At 54.0% G+C, this 20,075-nt stretch carries 14 protein-coding genes; 8 read left to right on the forward strand and 6 right to left on the reverse strand.

Going from position 1 to position 20,075, the window contains the following annotated elements:
* The coding region (locus ACCI51_RS12730; protein WP_371843889.1) for a transposase at positions 1–415 on the forward strand (415 nt) is incomplete at its 5' end.
* A gap of 344 nt (positions 416–759) precedes the next feature.
* Here the strand turns inward: ACCI51_RS12730 and ACCI51_RS12735 are convergent.
* From ACCI51_RS12735 to argS, 3 genes are all read right to left on the reverse strand, one after another.
* Entirely contained in the window at positions 760–2,241 is a 1,482-nt protein-coding gene (locus ACCI51_RS12735; protein WP_371843890.1) for a nucleoside hydrolase, read from the reverse strand.
* Positions 2,242–2,507: 266 nt separating this feature from the next.
* A complete protein-coding gene (locus tag ACCI51_RS12740; protein ID WP_371843891.1) occupies positions 2,508–3,392 on the reverse strand; it encodes a dTDP-4-dehydrorhamnose reductase family protein in 885 nt (294 codons plus the stop codon).
* Between the two features lie 162 nt (positions 3,393–3,554).
* Positions 3,555–5,291, reverse strand: a complete 1,737-nt coding sequence (argS, locus tag ACCI51_RS12745; RefSeq protein WP_371843893.1) for an arginine--tRNA ligase — start codon at positions 5,289–5,291, stop codon at positions 3,555–3,557.
* A 146-nt stretch (positions 5,292–5,437) separates the two neighbouring features.
* On the opposite strand from argS, the gene sbcB reads away from it, so the two are divergent.
* From sbcB to ACCI51_RS12765, 4 genes are all read left to right on the forward strand, one after another.
* Positions 5,438–6,889: an exodeoxyribonuclease I gene (sbcB, locus tag ACCI51_RS12750; protein ID WP_371844025.1), complete on the forward strand. Its 1,452-nt coding sequence runs from the start codon at positions 5,438–5,440 to the stop codon at positions 6,887–6,889.
* A gap of 115 nt (positions 6,890–7,004) precedes the next feature.
* Positions 7,005–8,021 (forward strand): aspartate carbamoyltransferase, encoded by a 1,017-nt coding sequence (locus ACCI51_RS12755; protein WP_299581985.1) that lies wholly within the window; start codon positions 7,005–7,007, stop codon positions 8,019–8,021.
* Positions 8,022–8,139: 118 nt separating this feature from the next.
* The gene (locus tag ACCI51_RS12760) at positions 8,140–9,567 is read left to right on the forward strand and encodes an NfeD family protein (protein WP_371843895.1); all 1,428 of its coding nucleotides are present in this window, start codon (positions 8,140–8,142) and stop codon (positions 9,565–9,567) included.
* A 74-nt stretch (positions 9,568–9,641) separates the two neighbouring features.
* Positions 9,642–10,403, forward strand: coding sequence for a slipin family protein (locus tag ACCI51_RS12765; RefSeq protein WP_299581670.1), 762 nt, complete (start codon positions 9,642–9,644; stop codon positions 10,401–10,403).
* Between the two features lie 195 nt (positions 10,404–10,598).
* Here ACCI51_RS12765 and pgi read toward each other — a convergent pair whose 3' ends face one another.
* From pgi to nhaC, 3 genes are all read right to left on the reverse strand, one after another.
* Positions 10,599–12,221, reverse strand: coding sequence for a glucose-6-phosphate isomerase (pgi, locus tag ACCI51_RS12770; protein WP_371843896.1), 1,623 nt, complete (start codon positions 12,219–12,221; stop codon positions 10,599–10,601).
* Positions 12,222–13,187: 966 nt separating this feature from the next.
* Positions 13,188–14,252, reverse strand: coding sequence for a DUF3549 family protein (locus ACCI51_RS12775; RefSeq protein ID WP_371843898.1), 1,065 nt, complete (start codon positions 14,250–14,252; stop codon positions 13,188–13,190).
* 24 nt (positions 14,253–14,276) lie between these two features.
* Positions 14,277–15,743: a Na+/H+ antiporter NhaC gene (gene nhaC / locus ACCI51_RS12780; protein ID WP_299581679.1), complete on the reverse strand. Its 1,467-nt coding sequence runs from the start codon at positions 15,741–15,743 to the stop codon at positions 14,277–14,279.
* Positions 15,744–16,060: 317 nt separating this feature from the next.
* Between nhaC and ACCI51_RS12785 the strand changes: the two genes are divergently transcribed.
* The 3 genes from ACCI51_RS12785 (at position 16,061) to ACCI51_RS12795 (ending at position 19,900) form a co-directional block, all read left to right on the forward strand.
* A complete protein-coding gene (locus ACCI51_RS12785; RefSeq protein WP_299581682.1) occupies positions 16,061–17,230 on the forward strand; it encodes a 1-acyl-sn-glycerol-3-phosphate acyltransferase in 1,170 nt (389 codons plus the stop codon).
* Positions 17,231–17,333: 103 nt separating this feature from the next.
* Complete coding sequence (dinG, locus tag ACCI51_RS12790) at positions 17,334–19,472, forward strand: ATP-dependent DNA helicase DinG (RefSeq protein ID WP_371843899.1); 2,139 nt, start codon at positions 17,334–17,336, stop codon at positions 19,470–19,472.
* Positions 19,472–19,900, forward strand: a complete 429-nt coding sequence (locus ACCI51_RS12795) for a YqcC family protein (protein ID WP_371843900.1) — start codon at positions 19,472–19,474, stop codon at positions 19,898–19,900. The genes dinG and ACCI51_RS12795 overlap by 1 nt, the downstream gene beginning before the upstream one ends.
* The last annotated feature ends 175 nt before the right edge of the window (positions 19,901–20,075 follow it).

Below are 20,075 nucleotides of genomic sequence, written 5' to 3' on the forward strand. Positions count from 1 at the left end.
TATTGGTACAGATGACACTCTCGGGCTCATACATAGTATCGATACAACAGCCGCTAATGAGCATGACATTACTGCAACAGGTCAATTGCTGCATGGCGAAGAAAAGCGAGTCTGGGGGGATTCTGGTTACACCGGGGCAGAAAAGCGCGAAGAACTGAAGTCTAAAGATGTGGAATGGCACATTGCAGAGAAGCCAAGTCGCTTAAGACATCGTCCAGGCCAGAATGCGTTACGAAAGGTGGAAAAGATTAAGGCGCAGATTAGGGCAAAAGTAGAGCACCCATTCCGTTATATAAAAAACATTTTTGGATATGGAAAAGTCCGCTATCGAGGTTTAAAGAAAAACACCCAGCGTCTGTGTATGCTGGCCGGCTTTACCAACTTATTGATTGGAAAAAAATATCTGCCGCACTAGGATCAGTGCATCTGAAATCTGCAAAACACAGATTTCAGGGAATGAAAATGAGGATAAATGCCTATGGAAACCTGACTTTTGACTAAAAAACAGTCATTTTTTTATTGTGTGATACCTAATTTAGAGCTAGAAAGCTATTTTTCAGAGCTTCCCTAGATAAAATGAAGAAGGGGAATGAGAGGCTTATTTCTACTAATGATTCAAAGAAGTAGCTGGCCGGATTTTATGTTTCTCATTATCCAGTTTTAGGGCTGAAAGTTGGGGGAGTACTTTATCCTCCCCCATAAAATCGAGAACCCTTTAAAAACTTTACAAAAACTGTAAATAATTAAAAGGTTTTCTTTTTAATAGTGCCCTTTAGACCGGCATCTAGCCCCCTTACGCGCCGCATTAAAGCGATCACGCAAACGCTCAATCATCGCTGTACGAGCGGCATTGTGATTGATGCCCATAACCACATTCACTTCCAGGCCCTCGCCACTTTCAGCAAAGGTAGTTTTGCCTACGGTGGGGTCGAAGGTAATGGGATCGTAGGGGGTCATGCTATCGGCCAGGCCAGCATTTAGCTGGTCTACGGCGATATAGCCGGGGACCAGATCCATTTCCAAGGTTTCAGGTTCCAGTAGCACCAGTGCGGCGATAATGTCCCACAGGCGAATGACCGCATCCATCGCGAAGTCACCATTACCCTGGAAATCCCCACCCTCAAATTCACGTATGGAGCTGAGGAGTTGGGAGGTGTAGCAGGCTTCCGGGGTTGCGCGACGCTCTGCGAGGGCTTCGATGGTGCTGCCCTGTACTTTGGCCATATCGGTGGAGTTGGTGGGTACCAGATAGGTTTCGATATTATTTTTGCTCAGAGCATCGAAAGTCCACTGTGCGCTCAAGGGGTCGAGTAGGATATTGAATTCTTGGTGGGTGCTGAAGTCGCTGTCACAGCCGAAGCTTGGGTGAGAGAATATATTACCACCCAGGTTACGTGATTTATCACCGAAGCAGGCCGCTTCGTGATCTGCGGTAAACGGTTGGTAATTTTCAAAGCCACCGCCCATCATAATTACACGGTCAATTTTCGCTAGCTGTTCTTCACTTGCCTTGCCGAGTACGCGGGCCAGGGTGGTCAGTTTACCAGTATTGAAAACTACTGGGCGTTGCTCCAGGTTATCCAGGGTTTCCAGGATAATGTCTTCGGCCAGTTCGAAATTAAAGGAAACGCCATTATTACCTTGATAGCGATAGTGATTTTGCTTTGCGCGGGGAATTAGGTGGTCGGTTCCATATAGGGTGGAGCCATTATCGCGCCAGGGGCCGGGTACATACTGGCCGTATAGGTTAATGCCCATGGCATTGCGGCGTTCCAGGTTCCAGGTGCCGGTACCAAAATCGGAGGAATTGGGCAGCTGGTAGTCGGGACGGTTGGCAATGGCCTTGTCATCAATGACCGGGCTGCCGGTAACATTACCGTTTGCACCATAGGCGACTTCCTCTGTGGCGAAGTAGGCACCGCGGATTACTTTGGTATTGTTATTTCCCAGCCATTCAAGGATGTTGTAAACCGTATTAGCTCCGTGGGCGACGGTATTAAAGGAATCTTCCACTACCGCTAGCTCCAAGGTGTAGCGCGGGTCCTTGGCGATTAGCATGAGGGCGACGGCATCGTCAAAGTTGTTGAAGTCACCGACCCAGATAATTGGTTGGGCGTCTTCGTTTTTGCTGGCTTGGTGTAGCCGCTTGCCGTGATGGCCACTGTCTGCGTGACAGGAGGCGAGAGTGGCAAAACTGCCCAATACCAGAGCCCCGGCAGAAAACCAGTGTTTTAATTTCATGCATACTTCCCTAATGTTCGAATGTTTTAAACCCGGCAATCCAAGAGCTCTTCCCTGATCTACTTGATTGCCACTTTTGTTATGCCTCTTTATTGGTGATTGAGAGGATAACAAAAGCCTGCGTCGGCAGATGGCCGACTGAGTAACATCCCTGTAGTGTGTATTAACCCGGCCGTCATGACGGCCGAATAAAAAACTATCGTTACCAGCGAATTTATCTTCTGGTAACTGTTTATAAAAGCTATTTAAATCAATTAGATTGGGTTTCAAGTAATAAATGGTTTTAAATTTCGGGCCAGCTGATGTTGAAGGGGCTCATGGCCTACAATACCCAATTCGGTAAGCCGGCATTTATCCAGCTGGCAATTATAGGGGCGCGGTACGGCAAAGTCGGGCTCAGTGTTCGCGCTTATGTGCGCAGCAATTAGGCCACAGGTGTTGGCGATAAGTTGTGCAAGTTCATAACGGGTGCAGGCGGTATCGCCGCTCCAGTGATAAACACCCTCAAAATTTGTGCCGTTAATAATTTTTAGCAGGCATTGTTCCAAAATTTCTGCCACTTCCTCGACGCTGGTGGGAAATCGAATTGCCCAGTGATCCAGTGTGATGGATTTTTGTTCCCGCAGTGTCTCTAGAAGGGCGGTGATGCCGGACTCTCCCAGATAGGCGACAGGCCCAAACAGCCAGGGTAATCTTAATACCCAATGGTTACTGTTTTTCAATACCGCTTTCTCTCCGGCCAGTTTGCTGCGGCCATAAAAGTTCACGGGGTTGGGGCTGTCATCTACGGCGTAGGGTGGAGCTGTACCATCGAAGACATAGTCGGTGCTGATATACACCAGCTGTGCGCCGATTGCGCTACAGTGATTTGCCAGGAATTCGGTGCTGCTGACATTGAGTTGCCAGGCGCTATCGGGATTGTCGGCACAGCGATCAGGCCATCGTTCGGCGGCGCAGTGAATGACAATATCGGGTTGCTCTGTCTGCAAACAGGCCTTTACGACTTCGCGATCGGATAAATCCAGGTGAATTAAATTATCTCCCGCGCGAGAAAAGGCCGTGCCGGTAACGGAAAAGATCGGATTGCCAGAAAGTTGTTTGAATACGCTGCGACCCAGCAGGCCGGAGGCGCCGGTAATCAGAATTTTCACAGGTTATTTTCCTTTGGTCAGGCCGGTGGGGGAAATGTGGCCTGTTTGGGCAAGAGCGGGGGCAGGATGGTTGAGCAGACGGCTAGGAGAGCCCGCCTGCTCGGATGCCGCCCGGCTCGCCAGCCTGCAAGTGTGCTGGAGGTGGCGCCGGGCAGAAGCAATTTACATCTGCTCCATCACTTCAATGCCGAGCAGGTCGAGGCCGGTTGCGATAGTGCTGGCCACAAGGTTACACAATTGCAAACGACTGTGCTTCTGTTGCTCGCTTACACCTTCTTTCAATACCGGGCAGGCTTCGTAGAAGCTCATATAGGCACTGGCCAGCTCATACAGGTAGGTGCAGAGCACGTGTGGGAAGGTGTCTTTGGCTACCTGATCCAGCACTTCGCCAAACTGGCTTAATTTAATGGCTAGGGCGCGCTCCTGCGGGCTTTCCAGTTGGATATTGCCTTTCAGTTCGCTGGGCTCAATACCGGCTTTACGGAAAATACTGCGTACGCGGGTATAAGCATACTGTAGGTAAGGGGCGGTGTTGCCCTCAAAGCTCAGCATGGATTCCCAGCTGAAGATGTAATCGTTAGTGCGGGTTTTGCTTAGGTCTGCATATTTCACTGCGCCGATGCCCACCTTGCGCGCGATTTCTGCACAGGTTTTTGTATCCAGCTCCGGGTTTTTCTCGGCTACCAGTTTTTCCGCGCGCTCTACCGCTTCGTTCAGCAGGGCGGCCAGTTTTACAGTACCACCGCTGCGGGTTTTAAAGGGCTTTCCGTCGTCGCCCATCATGGTGCCAAAAGTGCAGTGTTCCAGGGCGGTAGATTCTGGAGTAAAGCCCGCTTTGCGCGAGGCGACAAAGGTCTGCTGCAAGTGTAGGGATTGGCGCGCATCCACTACGTAGAGGATGCGGTCGGCATTGAGCTGGTTGGTGCGGTAGCGGATAGCGGCCAGATCGGTGGTGGCGTACAGGTAGCCGCCGCCTTTCTTCTGGATAATCATCGGGCTGGGGTTGCCCTCTTTATCGGCCATCTCTTCCAGGAAGATTACGATCGCCCCCTGGTCCTCTACGGCGATGCCACTATCCAGCAGCTCTTTAACCAGTACCGGCAGATCGTCGTTGTAGCGACTCTCGGCATAGATGTCGCCCTGCTCAAGGGTAACATTCAGTTTGGAATAGATTTCTTCACAGTGACTGATGGAGATATCGATAAACTGTTTCCACAGTTTCAGGCACTGCTCGTCGCCACCTTGCAGTTTTACCACGTAGCCGCGAGCGCGGTCGGCGAAGCCTTCCTCGTCGTCGAAGCGCACCTTGGCTTCGCGATAGAACACTTCCAGGTCGGCCAGCGCCACCTCTGCATCGCTGTCTGCCAGCTTATCGGACAGGTGCGCCAGCAGCATGCCGAATTGGGTGCCCCAGTCGCCCATATGGTTTTGGCGAACCACCTTGTGACCCTGGAACTCCAGCAGACGCGCCAGGGCATCACCGATAATGGTGGTGCGCAGGTGGCCTACGTGCATTTCTTTGGCGAGGTTGGGGGAGGAGTAGTCGATGACTACGGTCTTTGGTTCTTGCGCTGCGGCGACATTCAGGCGTTTGTTACTCTGGGCGGCCCACAGTTGCTGGCCCAGCCACTGCTCACTCAGGTGGATATTGAGGAAGCCCGGACCGGCGATCTCGACCTTTTCGATCATATCGCCCTTATCCAGTTGCTCCAGGATCTTGCCAGCCAGCTCGCGGGGGTTGGTGCTCATGCGCTTGGCGGCGCCCATAGCGCCGTTGGCTTGGTAGTCGCCAAATCCGGCTTTTTTCGCAGGTGCCACGACGGGGCCGCATTCTTCGGGGATACCGGCGGCGAGCATGGCGGCCTGGAATTTGTCGGAGAGGAGTTGGCGAATATTCATAGAGTGAAGCGCTGTCTTAAATTCGTGGAAACGCCGAATTTTAATGGGCGGTGGCGGCTTTGCAACCAACGTTTTCGGACTGAGGTGGTTGGCTGTGGTCCAAATCTGTGCCCAGGTGTCCAGATAGCGTGGCGCTCGGTGGTATGATGCCGCCAAATTATGGAGGTACCGTGAGTTCAAGCACACTTTATTGGCACGATTATGAAACCTGGGGCACAAATCCTGGTGCCGACAAGCCGGCGCAGTTTGCCGGTATCAGGACCGATGAAGCACTGAATATCGTCGGTGAGCCACTGATGATTTACTGCCGCCCCTCGGTAGACTGTCTGCCGCAGCCGATGGCGAGCCTGGTGACCGGCATCAGTCCGCAAAAAGCCCTGGCCAATGGCGTGCCGGAGATTGAGTTTATTCAGCGCGTTCTCGCCGAACTCGGTGCGCCGGGCACCTGTGGAGTGGGTTACAACAGTTTACGTTTTGACGATGAAGTCACCCGCTACGCCCTATATCGCAACCTACTCGATCCCTATGAGCGCGAGTGGCGCTCCGGCAACAGCCGCTGGGATATTATCGATATGGTGCGTCTCACCTATGCCCTGCGCCCCGAGGGCATTCAGTGGCCGACTCGCGAAGACGGTGCGCCGTCCTTCCGCCTGGAAGAGTTGACCGCCGCGAATAATATTGCCCACGAGGGTGCCCACGATGCGCTCTCGGATGTTCACGCCACTATCGATATGGCGCGGTTGATTCGCAAACAACAACCGAAGCTTTACGATTATGTGTTCCGCCTGCGCCGCAAGCAGGAAGTGGCCAAGATGATCGATATGCGCGAGCGTCGCCCACTGCTGCATATCTCCGGTAAAGTCTCCGCCAATCATGGGCATCTGACTTATGTCATGCCCCTGGCCAGCCATCCGGTTAACCGCAATGCGGTGATCGTCGCCAACTTGGCGATGGACCCCGAACCCTTGCTCAACCTGGATGCCGATAGCCTGCGCGAGCGCCTCTACACATCCCGCGACAAGCTCGGTGAGGGCGAATTGCCTGTGGGTCTGAAATTGGTGCATTTGAATAAGTGCCCGGTGCTGGCGCCGGCGAATATGCTTGACGACAAGCGCGCCGCTGAGCTGGGCATCGACCGTGCTGTCTGCGAAGCCAATTGGCAGAAACTCAAAGATATCGACTTGACCGAGAAATTGCACAATGTGTTCCTGGACCGGGAGTTTCCACCGAAAGATGTTGAGGCTGACCTGTATGGCGGTTTCCTCAATGATGCGGATCGGGATATCTGCCGTGAGCTGCACCGGGGCTTGGCTACCCGCGGGCCGGAAGCGCTGGCTGGAGAAATACCTTTTAGTGACAAGCGCCTGCCGGAGCTTCTATTCCGTATGCGCGCGCGCAACTTCCCAGAGACGTTGTCGGAAGAGGAGCAACAGCGTTGGCAGATTTGGTGTTTCCAGCGTTTAACCGATTCCACCGCTGGAGCTTCCATCACCCTGGAGGATTACTTCCGCCAGTTGTCTGAGCTGCGGGTGCAGCACCCGCAACGGGCGACTCTGCTTACCGAATTGGAAAACTGGGGTGATAGCCTGTTGGCTTGATTCCGGCTTTTCTACCCCGTTAGCGGTGTATCTGGACTGGGTTCTGTAACTGGGGCCGAGTAGAATGCCGCTCGCGAAGAACCGGCGCCCACAAGGCGCAACCACTGGAGTAACCATGGACTTTATCGGAGCCAATATCCTGTCCGTCAGCCAGTTTGAGCGTGCCGACATTGAGCGCGTCTTTAATGTTGCTGACGCCATGACCCCCTATGCCCAGCGTGAAAAAGTAACACGTGTGCTCGAGGGGGCGATTCTCGGCAATATGTTTATGGAGCCGAGTACGCGCACTCGCCTGAGCTTTGGCGCTGCTTTTAACTTGCTGGGCGGTACCGTGCGTGAAACTGTGGGAATTACCGCCAGTGCAATGGCCAAGGGGGAGTCTCTCTACGATACGGCGCGGGTACTGTCGGGTTACAGCGATGTGATCTGTATGCGCCACCCCAAAGAGGGTTCGGTGGCTGAGTTTGCCGAGGCGAGTCGTGTTCCGGTGGTCAACGGCGGTGACGGCGCCAATGAGCATCCAACCCAGGCGCTGCTGGACCTCTACACTATCCGCAAGGAGCTGGCGGGGCACAACCGTACTCTGGACGATTTTCGTATCGCCATGATCGGCGACCTCAAGCACGGTCGTACAGTGCACTCCCTATGCAAGTTACTGTGCTTGTTCGGCAAGGTACACATTACCCTGGTATCGCCGCCGGAACTGGCGATGCCCGAGGAAATCGTGGAGAAGTTGCGTGCGGTAGGGCACGAGGTGACCGTCACCGATCAGCTGGAGACCTCGATCGCCCATGTGGATATTGTGTACTCCACACGTATTCAGGAAGAGCGTTTTTCTTCTCAGGATGAGGCCAACCGCTACCGCGGGCGCTTCCGTTTAAACCGGGCGATTTTTACCCGCTATGCGGAGCCCAATACGGTGATCATGCACCCTCTGCCAAGGGATTCTCGCGCCGAAGCGAATGAATTGGATACCGATCTGAACGAACACCCCAGTCTGGCAATCTTCCGACAGACGGATAACGGCCTGCTGGTGCGTATGGCACTGTTTGCGCTGCTGCTGGGGGTGGAAGGTCAAGTGGACGAGTATGCCCGTGAGGTTCACTGGCACAGTCGCCGCAACCAGGTATAACGCCAGCAGAGCTTGTTTACGGATAGGACCGCACTTTTCTGTTAATCTGATTGGGTTGCCTGGCCATAACCGTTGAGGTTGGCCTGGGCACCTCCGCAATCGCATCAGGGAAAGATGCATGTCGAACTCGATAACGCCTGCGGTTTTCTTGCGCGGCGCGCTTATGTTGGCGCTGCTCTTTATCGTTTTAATGTCGAAAAGTGCCGCTCAGGAGGATACCTCTCCCCATGTAGCACTGCTGTCTATTGATGGTGCTATAGGTCCGGCCACGACGGATTATTTTAAGCGCGCTACCGAGGAGGCCGGAGAGCGCGGTGCAGCCTTAATCATTGTGCATATCGACACCCCTGGGGGGCTCGATGCCGCGTCTCGCGATATTATCCAGCACATTCTCGCCTCCCCGATCCCGATTGCCACTTTTGTCTATCCCTCCGGTGCCCGTGCTGCTAGTGCCGGTACCTATATCCTCTATGCCAGCCAAATAGCCGCTATGGCGCCGGCCACCACCCTCGGTGCCGCTACACCGGTGCAGATCGGTGGGCCACCGGGAACTCCGGGTCCGGGCAGCAAGCCACAAGAGAGTGAAGAAAAAGAGAAAAAAGAAAAGCAAGACGGTGAGGGAGAAAGCGAAGAGGGCAAGAAGGAAGAATCGCTGTCCGGCACGGCCATGGAGCGCAAGGTCGTTAATGATTCCATTGCTTTTATTCGCGGTTTGGCCCAGCGCCATGGGCGCAATGCAGATTGGGCAGAAAAGGCTGTGCGGGAAGCTGCGACCCTCACGGCTGCGGAAGCACTCGAGCTGAATGTGGTCGATATCGTCGCCAAGAATGACCAGGATCTGCTCAAGCAGATTGCTGGGCGCAAGGTTTCTCTTGATTCTGGGGAGATTACCATTTCAGCAGAAATTGCACAGCTGCCTATAAAAGAGTACGAGCCGGATTGGCGCAATGAATTGCTGGCACTGATTACCAATCCGCAAGTGGCTTATATTCTTTTGCTGATAGGTATTTACGGCCTGATTTTTGAAGGCTATAGCCCCGGTGCTTTTGTCCCTGGAATAGTCGGGGTTATCTGTTTGCTATTGGCATTTTATGCCCTGCAAGTTTTGCCAATTAATTACGTCGGTCTGGCGCTGATTATTGTTGGGGCACTATTGATTGTGGCAGAAGTATTCATGCCCAGTTTTGGCGCTTTGGGAATCGGCGGGATTATCGCCTTAGTGATTGGTTCGGTCATGTTGATCGATACTGATGTGCCTGGAATGCAGGTGTCGCGCAAACTGATCGCGGCTATTGCCGGAGTGAGTGGAATCTTTCTCCTGGGTCTGCTGCTGGCTGTGGGCAGGAGTTTGCGTAAACCACGACTCGCCTCAGATCAAGCCCTGGTAGGGCGTACGGCGCTTGTCAGTAATGTGCACGAAAGTGAAGTATTAGTGCATCTCGATGGAGAAATATGGCGTGCTCATTGTGAAACGCCTCTCGAGCCTGGGCAGCGGGTGCGAATTGTCGCCCAGCGCGGTTTGTTGCTTTATGTGGAGCCCGGATAGAAATAAGGTTTAGTCTTCAATAAGAGCATTTTTGCTCTATCAAATTTTGCAGGTGGTTACAGGGAGAGAGAAACATGGTCGGTTATTTTGTTGGGCTGTTAGTGCTCGCGATATTGTTGCTGCTGATGTATGCCATCCGCGTCTTGCGCGAATATGAGCGTGCGGTGGTATTTTTTCTGGGACGTTTCCAAACTGTTAAAGGCCCTGGCCTGATTATTATCATCCCTATCATTCAGACGATGGAGCGGGTGGATTTGCGCACGATCGTGATGGATGTGCCTTCCCAGGATGTGATTAGCCGCGATAACGTCTCAGTAAAGGTCAATGCTGTGGTTTATTATCGGGTGATTAATTCACAGTCGGCGATTATTAATGTCGAGTTTTATCACGAGGCGGTCAGTCAGTTGGCGCAGACTACCTTGCGTTCAGTACTGGGTAAGCATGAATTGGATGAAATGCTTTCCGAGCGGGACAAGCTTAATGTAGATATTCAGAAAATTCTCGATGAGCAGACTGATGCTTGGGGTGTTAAAGTCACCAATGTTGAAATAAAACATATCGACCTGGATGAGAGTATGGTGCGCGCGATTGCTCAGCAGGCTGAGGCGGAGCGGGCCCGACGTGCCAAAGTGATTCATGCGGAGGGTGAGGCGCAAGCGGCATTGAAATTGACTGAGGCGGCTAACCAATTATCGCAAAATCCGAATGCTATTACCCTGCGTTATATGCAAACGATGGTTGATATTTCCAGTGCCAATAACAGCTCAACAATTGTGTTTCCGCTACCTTTGGATCTGGTTGAGCCATTACTTAAAAATCGTATCGACGCCAAATAAACCATTTCATGGGTTATTGCTCAGTGAACAAGAATAAATTGGCATGCCAGTATTTGGTAAGCTGGTTGTGGGGGTAGCTATTGAGTGTGGCCGGTTACTCAGCCATTGAATAAGTGAATGGATTGTTTCCAGGAGAGTTTTGCAAAAAAAGGCCGCATTTTAAATACGGCCTTACTAGCTTTGAAAAATACCTTCTTACAGCAGTTTTTCCATCAGGCTGCGAGTAGAACTATCCCAATTTTCGGGTATCGCGGCTTCGGCAGATTGATAAATTTGGGAACTCAATTGCTTGCCCAGCTCTACACCCCATTGATCAAAAGGGTTGATTCCCAGCAGACATCCACTTGAGAAAACTTTATGTTCGTAAAGAGCGAGTAGAGCGCCCAGGTGGTGAGGATCGAGTTTTTCCAGGATCAAGGTGTTACTGGGACGGTTGCCGGGGATGGCTTTGTGCGGAGCCAGTGAATGAGCCTCGCGGTGTGTATAGCCGGCCTCTTCAAGTTCCTGGCGGGCATCGTGTAAGGATTTTCCACGCAATAAGGCTTGGCTCTGGCTAATACAGCAGGCCAATAACCAGCGATGCTGCTCGTGTAATTCGGAAGTGGGTTGCTTAATGGCGATAAAATCTGCGGGAATCAGGTCGGTGCCCTGGTGCAATAGTTGGTGGAAGGAGTGCTGTCCGTTGGTGCCCTCCGCGCCCCAGACCACACCGCCACTGGGGTATCCCAGCGGCTTGCCGTCTCTATCCACGCTTTTGCCCAAACTTTCCATATCGAGCTGCTGCATCCAGGCGGGAAATTTGGACAAGCGCTGTGCGTAGGGCAGGACCACTTGGCTTTTGGTGCTCCAGCACTGACGGTACCAGAACTGGATAAGAGCCAGCAGTACCGGCAGGTTTTCCTGCAGGGGAGCCTGGGCAAAATGGTTGTCCATACTGTGGGCGCCGGCCAATAACGCCTTATAAACGCTGTAGCCACAAGCGAGGATAATCGGCAGACCGATAGCGGACCACAGGGAGTAGCGGCCCCCCACCCAATCCCAGATAGGAAAAATATTTTCTGGAGTAATGCCGAAGTCCTGTGCTGCAACTATGTTGCTGCTAACCGCAACAAAGTGTTGGGCCAGTTGCTTCTCATTTGAGCCGGCGGCCAGTATCCAGCGGCGTGCGCTCAGAGCGTTTTCCCGTGTCTCCAGGGTGGAAAATGACTTGGAAGCAATAATAAACAGGGTTTCTTCCGGGTTCAGGTCCTCTAGGGTGTCACTCAGGTCGGCGCCATCAATATTCGCCACAAAATGTACGTGAATGCTATCCCTATGCCAGGGTGTCAGGGCTTCGACCACCATGCGTGGGCCGAGATCGGAGCCGCCAATACCGATATTGACAATATGGCGGATGGGTTTTCCGTTAAATCCCAGCCATTCTTTACTGTGTACCTTATTGGCAAATCGCTGCATTTGTACGCGGCAATCAGCTACGGCGCGTTCGTGTTCAGTCTTTGCGTCTCCTTGAAAGCGCAGTGCTGTGTGCAGCGCAGGGCGACGCTCAGTGTTGTTGATACTGGCTCCGCTGAGGAGGGCCGAAATTTTGCTGTTTAGATTCTGCTCTTCGGCATAGTCGATCAATAATTGCAAAGTATCCTGGCGCAGGTGGTTTTTACTGAAGTCCAAGTAGATACCCGCGGCCTCACAGCTGAAATTTTCTACGCGTTGCGGATCGGTAGCGAAAAGTTCACGCAGGGACCACTTTTGTTCTTCGAAATGTGCTTGCAGTTGTCGAATAGCTGCGGCGCGACTTAGGGCCAGGGTTTCACTTGTCATGGTGATCTTTGATTCGCTCTCTTGTGAGGAGTTTTTTTTGCAGTTTTGTGCGCGTTTACTGGTACTTGCTTTCAAAAGGTTGGCAATGCTATCGCATTCCCTGTGCCGGGCTGATACCTAAGGCGTTACAGTGTATTACAAGGGGGGAGTATTCGTTAAGAATGAGCTACCAAAAAAACAAATGCCGCTCGTTAAAGCGGCATTTGGTGGTGATTCATACTAAATAATGCTTAGTTATTTGTGTACCTACTAGGGCAAATTTTATCAAAACCTCATTTAGTATGAATCACCACGCTGTTCTGCTTGAAATGATTCTACTTCACCACTTTCATGCAGCGTACTCTGTCTGAAGCCATCCAGCAGTCAGCATCTGCAGGACAAGCCATAGAAGTTGGAATTTGTTCAGCGCCTGGTGGGCAGTAAGCTGGCGGTGCCGGAGGGCTACAGCAACCTGCTAGAACCAGTGCACTGATAATTCCGATTAAGTACTTGGCTGGAGTGAAATTCATCCCCTAACTCCTTTCCGTTGATGTTAGCCATTAGCATAGCCAATAAAACGTCACCTGTTGGTCAGCTTTGTAAAATGTGCTTTACAAAGATACCGCCTAATTGAGTGTAATAGGCGCAGGGAGAAAATAACGGTCAGAGGTTAAGTCAAGAAGAAAGCGATGCCAGTTTATTTGTTTTTGCGCTGTAAAAACTGTGTTTTCTGGGTATCTCGTTTTTTTTGGAACGGAATTGTCTTTCCAATATTGTTTTAGTGGTTTGCCTTTTGGGTTGGAGTATAAATTTTAGATGCTTTTCTTTTTTGCTGGGCAAAAGGTCCAAAAAATTGGCGGCTCTTTACCTATCGAAAAGCGGCTGAATGGGTCAGAAGAAAAGAGGCGCTGAGGAATTTCTGAGAGGACGATTATGCCGGTAAGGTAATGAAATAGATGGAGCCCCATCTATTTCATTGTTCACGCGTTAGTGGGTAGGCTTTGGACCGTGCAGGAAATTACCGAATGCCTGCGCCAGAGCCTCCTCCCGTGCTGGATTGCGCAATACGCCCAATAAAGAGGCGCGGACCAGGGGGAGAAACATCAAGTCGGAGAGCAGTAAGTTGAATGTGCTCTGGTTGTTACTGTGTGCCAGCGTATTCAACCACAACTTGGCCAATTCTTGCTCCTGAAGATCCTGTGGGCAGCGGCTGCCGATGGCAGCGAGCAACTCGATAGGGGGCGAAGTGGATTCGGGCCGTTGTTGCGTTTGTTGTTGTAACAGTTCCTGTAGCAGGGTGCGGCGCAGGCCCTGTGCGGGGGAGTGGGAAATACCGCGCACGGCCGCGGCGATTATCGTGTAGTCCGGGATGTCACTGTGCAAGGACGCACGTGCACACATGGCGATGGCCTCCGCCAACTGGTGATCAATCGATTCATTTTCCAAGCAGTGGCACAGGTTGATCAACACTGGTGCGGCAATGTGGGGTAACTGGCGCAGAAGGAGAGCTTTATTGTTCTTCCAGTGTACGGCGAGGTCGGCAATGCCCTGTAGTGCCAAGTTGTCCCAGCGGGATTCTTGCGGATTGTGCAAATAGCCGAGCGTAGCGGCATAGTGAGCGCTGGGCTCACGTTTCAGAAGCAGCCCTGTGTGGGCGTGAAAGGTGGCCTGTCGTTCAGTCGAGGGGGTGAACAGGAGGCCGCTTTGCTGCAGCAACTGGTCTAACTGTGCGGCAGATTCCGAAGCGGATCCCTGTTTAAGTTCTTGTGCCAGTGCGCGCAACAGGTTGTCGCGAGCGGACAATTGCAGCTTGCCCTGTTCATCGAGGGGGAAGCGCAGGAACCAGACAATCGGCTCCCCGCCCTCTGCGGGTTGTAGCAGAAGTCCGCACCAGGCCTGGCGTAAGTAAGGGTGGGGCCAAACCTGTTGCCCCGCCTCGAAGGCCTCAGCGGTGGACTTGGATACAGGCTGCAGGCGCCGGCCCATATCAAACCAATGCAATTTAAAATCCGCCTCTTGTATCAGGGCGCTCAGGGTACCGCTTTCACTCATGGGGGCTTGTCGATTTCCTTTTTCTTAAGTTGCCGTAGCCGCCACAGAGATGGGCTTTTGCTTAAAGTGCAACCAGCCGTAGGCGATTGCCAGCAGTGGGCAAATAATGTTGAACAGGGCGTAGGGCAGATAGTAAATAGTTTGGATGCCGAGGGTGGCGGCCATAAAGGCTCCACAAGTGTTCCAGGGAATCAGTACCGAAGTAATAGTGCCGGAGTCCTCCAGAGTGCGGGACAGATTCAGCCCGTGCAGGCCTTTTTCGGCAAAGGCCTCACGGAACATGCGGCCGGGAATAATGATGGCCATGTACTGGTCGCCGGCGGCGAGGTTCATGCCAAAACAGGTGAGTACTGTGGACGTGACCAAGCCACCGACTGTTTTGATTTGGGCTAGTGTCCAGTTGACGATTACCTGAAGGAAGCCAGCGCGCTCCATGGCGCCGCCGAAAGCCATGGCGGAGGTGATCAACCATACGGTATTGAGCATGCTGCTCATACCACCTTTAGATAAGAGTTCGGCCACATTTTCATTGGCGGAGGTGGACTTGTAGCCATCGAACAGGCTGTACCAAGCGCCTTTCAATGGGGCTAAAAAGCCCTCTCCGCCACCGAGGCGGCGAGCGCTTTCTGGTTCGATAATTAGGGCGATTACGCAGCCAACGAGGGAGCCAATGATCAGCGTCGGAAAGGCGGGGACTTTGCGCCAAGCCATGGCCAGTAGCAAGACTAGCGGTAACAGGCTCACCATAGAGATATTGAATTCACTTTTTAACGCGTTTAGTAGCGACTCGATATCGGTGGCGGAGGCAGTGCTGGTTTCGGTGGTAAAACCGAGGAAAGCAAAAACCGCCAGGGCAATGACGAAGGCTGGAATCGCGGTCGACATCATGTGGCGGATATGCTGGAACAGGTCGTTTGAGGTTACCGCTGCGGCCACGTTGGTGGTGTCGGATAGCGGGGACATCTTATCGCCGAAGTAGGCGCCGGAAATCACAGCGCCAGCGGTGACTTCCAGGGAGAGGCCCAGGGCACCGGCAATACCCATTAGTGCGACACCGAGTGTGCCAGCGGTGGTCCAGCTGGAACCGATACTGAGGCCCACCACCGCACAGATAATACAGCTGGCGGCATAGAACCACTGGGGCGACAGTATCTGTACGCCGTAATAAATCATGGATGGCACAGTGCCGGCCAGAATCCAGCTGCCGATCAGAGCACCCACTGCCAGTAGTATGAGGATCGCACCGAATACCAGACCGATGCCGTGTAACATACCGCCTTCCATATTACTCCAGCTATGGCCATTCTTCATGCCCATCAGAGCAACCACACAGGCGCATAACAGCAGTGCGATTTGGTTCGGACCGTAGGAAGAGTCGGCGCCGTAGAAGTAGACCGACAGCGAGAGGAGCGCGATCAGGACGCCCAAGGGGATCAGCGCATCCAGTAGGCTGGGTGTACGCGGTTCGTTATTGGGGCTGGCTTGAGACAAGGTGGACTCCTGCTTGACTGCGTGGCATGTGCCGTATTCGTTATTTTTGTCGTCGGCGACGGTTAATCCTCCTATTCTCTCGGCTTGGGGCGGTGAAGTCTACTTTCAATAACGAATAGAGCGGGAGGACCTTTTGGCTGACTGATTCGTCTAAGAGGGATTCCTACACTTCGGTCAGGTATCTGGTCAGGTGAGGTGCTGGCAGTTCGGCGAGGCTTCCGGTATGTTCTGCGCCGATTTCTTATCCCGGCCATCCTGTGGCCGCACAATAAAATGAGCCCGGGCCGCTAGTCGTAGGTCCGGCAGGTAGTGATTTCATGAGAGCAAGTGAGTTAGACCCCGCTCAATTTGAGGATATGCGCCCCTATCGCGATGAGGAAGTGCGCGATGTTCTGGACCGGTTGATTGCCGATCCGGAGATGTCCCACGCCGTAGCCCATTTCCTCATCCCCAAACTGGCGCGTTTGGAAGGGCCATTGGCCTGGCTGGTACGCCAATTCCTACGCTTTGAGTTTCGTAAAGTACACGACGTGCGCGGTGTGCAGGCGGTTGTAGAAAAGTACATCGACAAGGTTGTGAATCGCACCACCTCCGGGCTGACGATCAGCGGGCTGGATACTCTGCCGCGGGATCGCGCCTGCCTGTTTGTGAGCAATCACCGGGATATCGCCATGGACCCGGCCTTCGCGATTGTCTCTATGTACAAAGAGGGGCATGAGACTTCGCGTATCGCCATTGGCGACAACCTGCTCAGCAAGCAGTTTGCCAGCGATATCATGAAGCTCAATAAGTGTTTTACGGTCAAACGCAGCTCGGGCAGCCGCCGCGAAAAACTGCAGTCGGCCTCCAAGTTATCCAATTACATCTATCACTCCATTGTGAACGACAACGAGCATGTGTGGATCGCACAGCGCTCTGGGCGTGCGAAGGACGGCATGGATCGGACGAATCCAGCCTTGGCGGCTATGTTCGCGATGACTAAGGATCGAGATACCCCTTTTGCCGATTTCTGGCGCAAGCTGCACATCGTGCCGCTGTCCATTTCTTACGAGTGGGACCCCTGCGACGGTCAGAAAGCCAAGGAGCTCTACGTCACCGAGCACAAGGAAGAGTATAAGAAGGCGAAGAACGAGGACCTCGCCTCTATTGGCAAGGGTGTTATCGGCTTCAAAGGGCGTGTGCACACCGCTTTTGGCACGCCCATCGAGGCGGACTTCAATGATGTTAACAGCGTCGCCGAGGAGATCGATCGGCAGGTCGTCGGTAATTACACCCTGCACCCCACCAACCTGATCGCCTATGAGAAGATCTATGGTGAGGTGTCCGGGTTGCCGGTGGGTTACCCCCACAAGCCTTGGGATGCTGGGGAGCACCGGGAAACCTGCGAGAAGTTTGAGGCACGCATGGCCAAGATCGATGAGCGCTGGCGCGACAAGGCTATCCAGGCTTATGCCAATCCGGTGGTTTCGCGTTTGGCGTTTGAGTGATTGCCCCCCGGCAGTGATACTGCGGCGGCGCTGGTGGCGAGGGGACGCTTAGTAGATAATAGCGCCCCCTGCGCCACTCACTAGCGAATAGACCTCACTCCCCGTGCTCAATGACAAACACAAAAGTGCCATCCAGGCCGCCTACAGCCAATTCCTGTCCAGCCGTGGGCTAACAGCCCGCTATGGGCAAAAGCTTATGGTGGCGGCTATTGCCCGCACCCTCGGCGCTATTACCCAGAATGCCAGTGGCGAGCGCGATAGCGAAAAAACCGATGGGAAGCATATCTGTGTGGTGGAAGCCGGCACAGGCACCGGTAAGACGGTCTCCTACCTACTCGCCGCGATTCCCCTGGCCCAGGCCCAGGATAAAACCCTGGTGATTTCCACCGCGACGGTGGCTCTGCAGGAACAGATTATCCACAAAGATCTGCCCGAGGTAGCCCGCCACAGTGGTCTCAAATTTGAGTTCACCCTGGCCAAAGGGCGCGGTCGCTATCTGTGTTTGTCGAAGCTGGATCAATTGCTTTCCAGCTTTTCCGCCAGTGGCACCGGCCTCTCTCTCGGGCTCTATGAAGATGAGCTTCCCCAGGTCGAGGCGGAGAGTGTCGCCCTCTACCAAAAAATGACTGACAATTTGGCTTCGGGGCGCTGGGATGGCGACCGCGACAACTGGCCGGAGACCATCGAGGCCGAAGACTGGGGTCGGGTGACCACCGATCACCGCCAGTGCAGTGGCCGTCGCTGCCCCCATGTCACCAATTGCAGTTTCTTCCGCGCGCGGGAGAGCCTGAGTAAGACTCAGGTGATTGTCGCCAACCACGACCTGTTACTGGCGGACTTGGCCCTGGGGGGCGGCGCAATTCTGCCGCCCCCCGAGGAGACGATTTACGTCCTCGACGAAGCTCATCACCTGCCGGACAAGGCCCTAAATCATTTCTCGCATCACAGCCGTGTCGGCGCCTCCACGGGCTGGTTGGATCAAGCCAATAAGGCCCTCGGCCAGATGCTCGGCGAGATCGGCGACGGCGCTGAGCTGGATCGTTGTGGCGAACAATTGCCGGCGGCACTCACTTCCGCCAAGCAGGGGTTGGAGCAGATGTGGCCGCTGATCGAAGAACTCTGTGACTTTGAGGATGAGCGCGGCAATACCAGCCGCCACCGTTTTGAGGGCGGTGTCGTGCCGGAGTCCATGATGCAGTTGGCGGAAAAGCTGCGCGAGGACTTTGATGAGTTGGAAGGCTTGCTGGGCAAAATGTTGCAAACAGCCCAGCGCATGCTGGAGGACGCGCACTCGCCGGTACCCATTGTGGACCTGGAGCGCTGGTACCCACAGCTGGGTAGCTGGTATGGGCGCGCCGAGGCCAATTTGCTCTTGTGGGCTAATTACGCCCGCGCCGATGCCGATGGGGCCCTACCGCAAGCGCGCTGGATTACCCTGGTAGATTGGGGTGGCTCCACTGATTTTGAAGTGTGCAGTTCGCCGATCCTGGCGGGCAAAACACTGGAGTACAGCCTGTGGCGGCGCTGTTATGGCGCGGTACTTACCTCGGCGACGCTCACAGCTCTGGGTAAGTTTGACCGCCTGCGCATGCGCGCCGGCACCCCGGAGAATGCCAGTTACCAGGTGGTGCCGAGTCCCTTTGATTTTTCCCGCGCCACGCTGCAAGTGCCCGCCTGCGCGGTGGATGCGGGCAAGGCAGATCAACACACCGATGCGGTGATCGATGCCCTGCCGGAGTTGCTCAAAGAGGGGGGCGGTTCCCTGGTGTTGTTCTCCTCCCGCCGCCAGATGGAAACCGTGTACGAGGCGTTGCCGGGTACCTGGCGCAACCGTATCCTGATGCAGGGTCAGCAGTCCCGACAGCTGCTGCTGGACAGCCATCGTGAGATTGTCGATGGTGGCGGCAGCAGTGTGCTGTTCGGTCTTGCCAGTTTTGCTGAGGGCCTCGACCTGCCGGGGGATTACTGTAAGCATGTGGTGATAGCTAAGCTGCCGTTTGCTGTGCCCGATGACCCTATCGAGGCGGCCCTGGCAGAGTGGATTGAGGCCAAGGGCGGCAATCCCTTTATGCAGATCACGGTGCCCGATGCAGCCCTCAAGCTGGTACAGGCTTGCGGCCGCCTGCTGCGTGCGGAGGGCGATAGCGGCACCGTCACACTGCTGGATCGCCGGGTTGTGAGTCGCCGTTACGGCCAGGCGATTCTCAATTCACTGCCGCCTTTTAATCGCCGGATTGAGTAATGTCTATATTGGCATCCCGGTTTTTACCAGCAGGCCCGGCCTGTTTATCCGGGATGCCGGAGTCTTTTGCCGCCCAGAAAGGGTGGCCCCAGGTGCTGGATTTTATGCAAGCTATCTACTCTGAAGTCGCCGATCAATTGTTACAGCTCGAAGCGGAATTGCGCCTTATGGCCCTGTGGCAGGAGGAGATGCCGCCGGCGGAGGCCCTGGCCAGCAGCGAACCTTTCTGTGTCGATACCCTGACTCTGCCCCAGTGGCTGCAGTTCATCTTCCTGCCGCGTATGCGCCAGTTGGTCGAGGGGGAGATGCCGTTGCCGCAGCGGTGCGGTATCGCTCCTATTGCCGAGGAGTATTTCAAAAACCGCGGTGGTGCTGAGCCGCTGGTGGTTATCCTCAAAGGAATCGACGAGCGTCTGCAGCGCGGCTGAATCAGATTTTTCCGGCGCTCAAAGGGGCGCCCTTCCTGTGGCTCATCTACCTTCAATGCTGTAACGGTTCACGCGTAATATTCAAATTCTCAAGACTTGGCGCGCGTCACATTGTGGCGCTTGCATAGGTCGAGAGTAGGAACATCCCTGTTCACTGGGCTCTTTCATAGGCTAA

The organism is Microbulbifer echini, assembly GCF_041447225.1.
Taxonomy (GTDB): Bacteria; Pseudomonadota; Gammaproteobacteria; order Pseudomonadales; family Cellvibrionaceae; genus Microbulbifer; species Microbulbifer echini.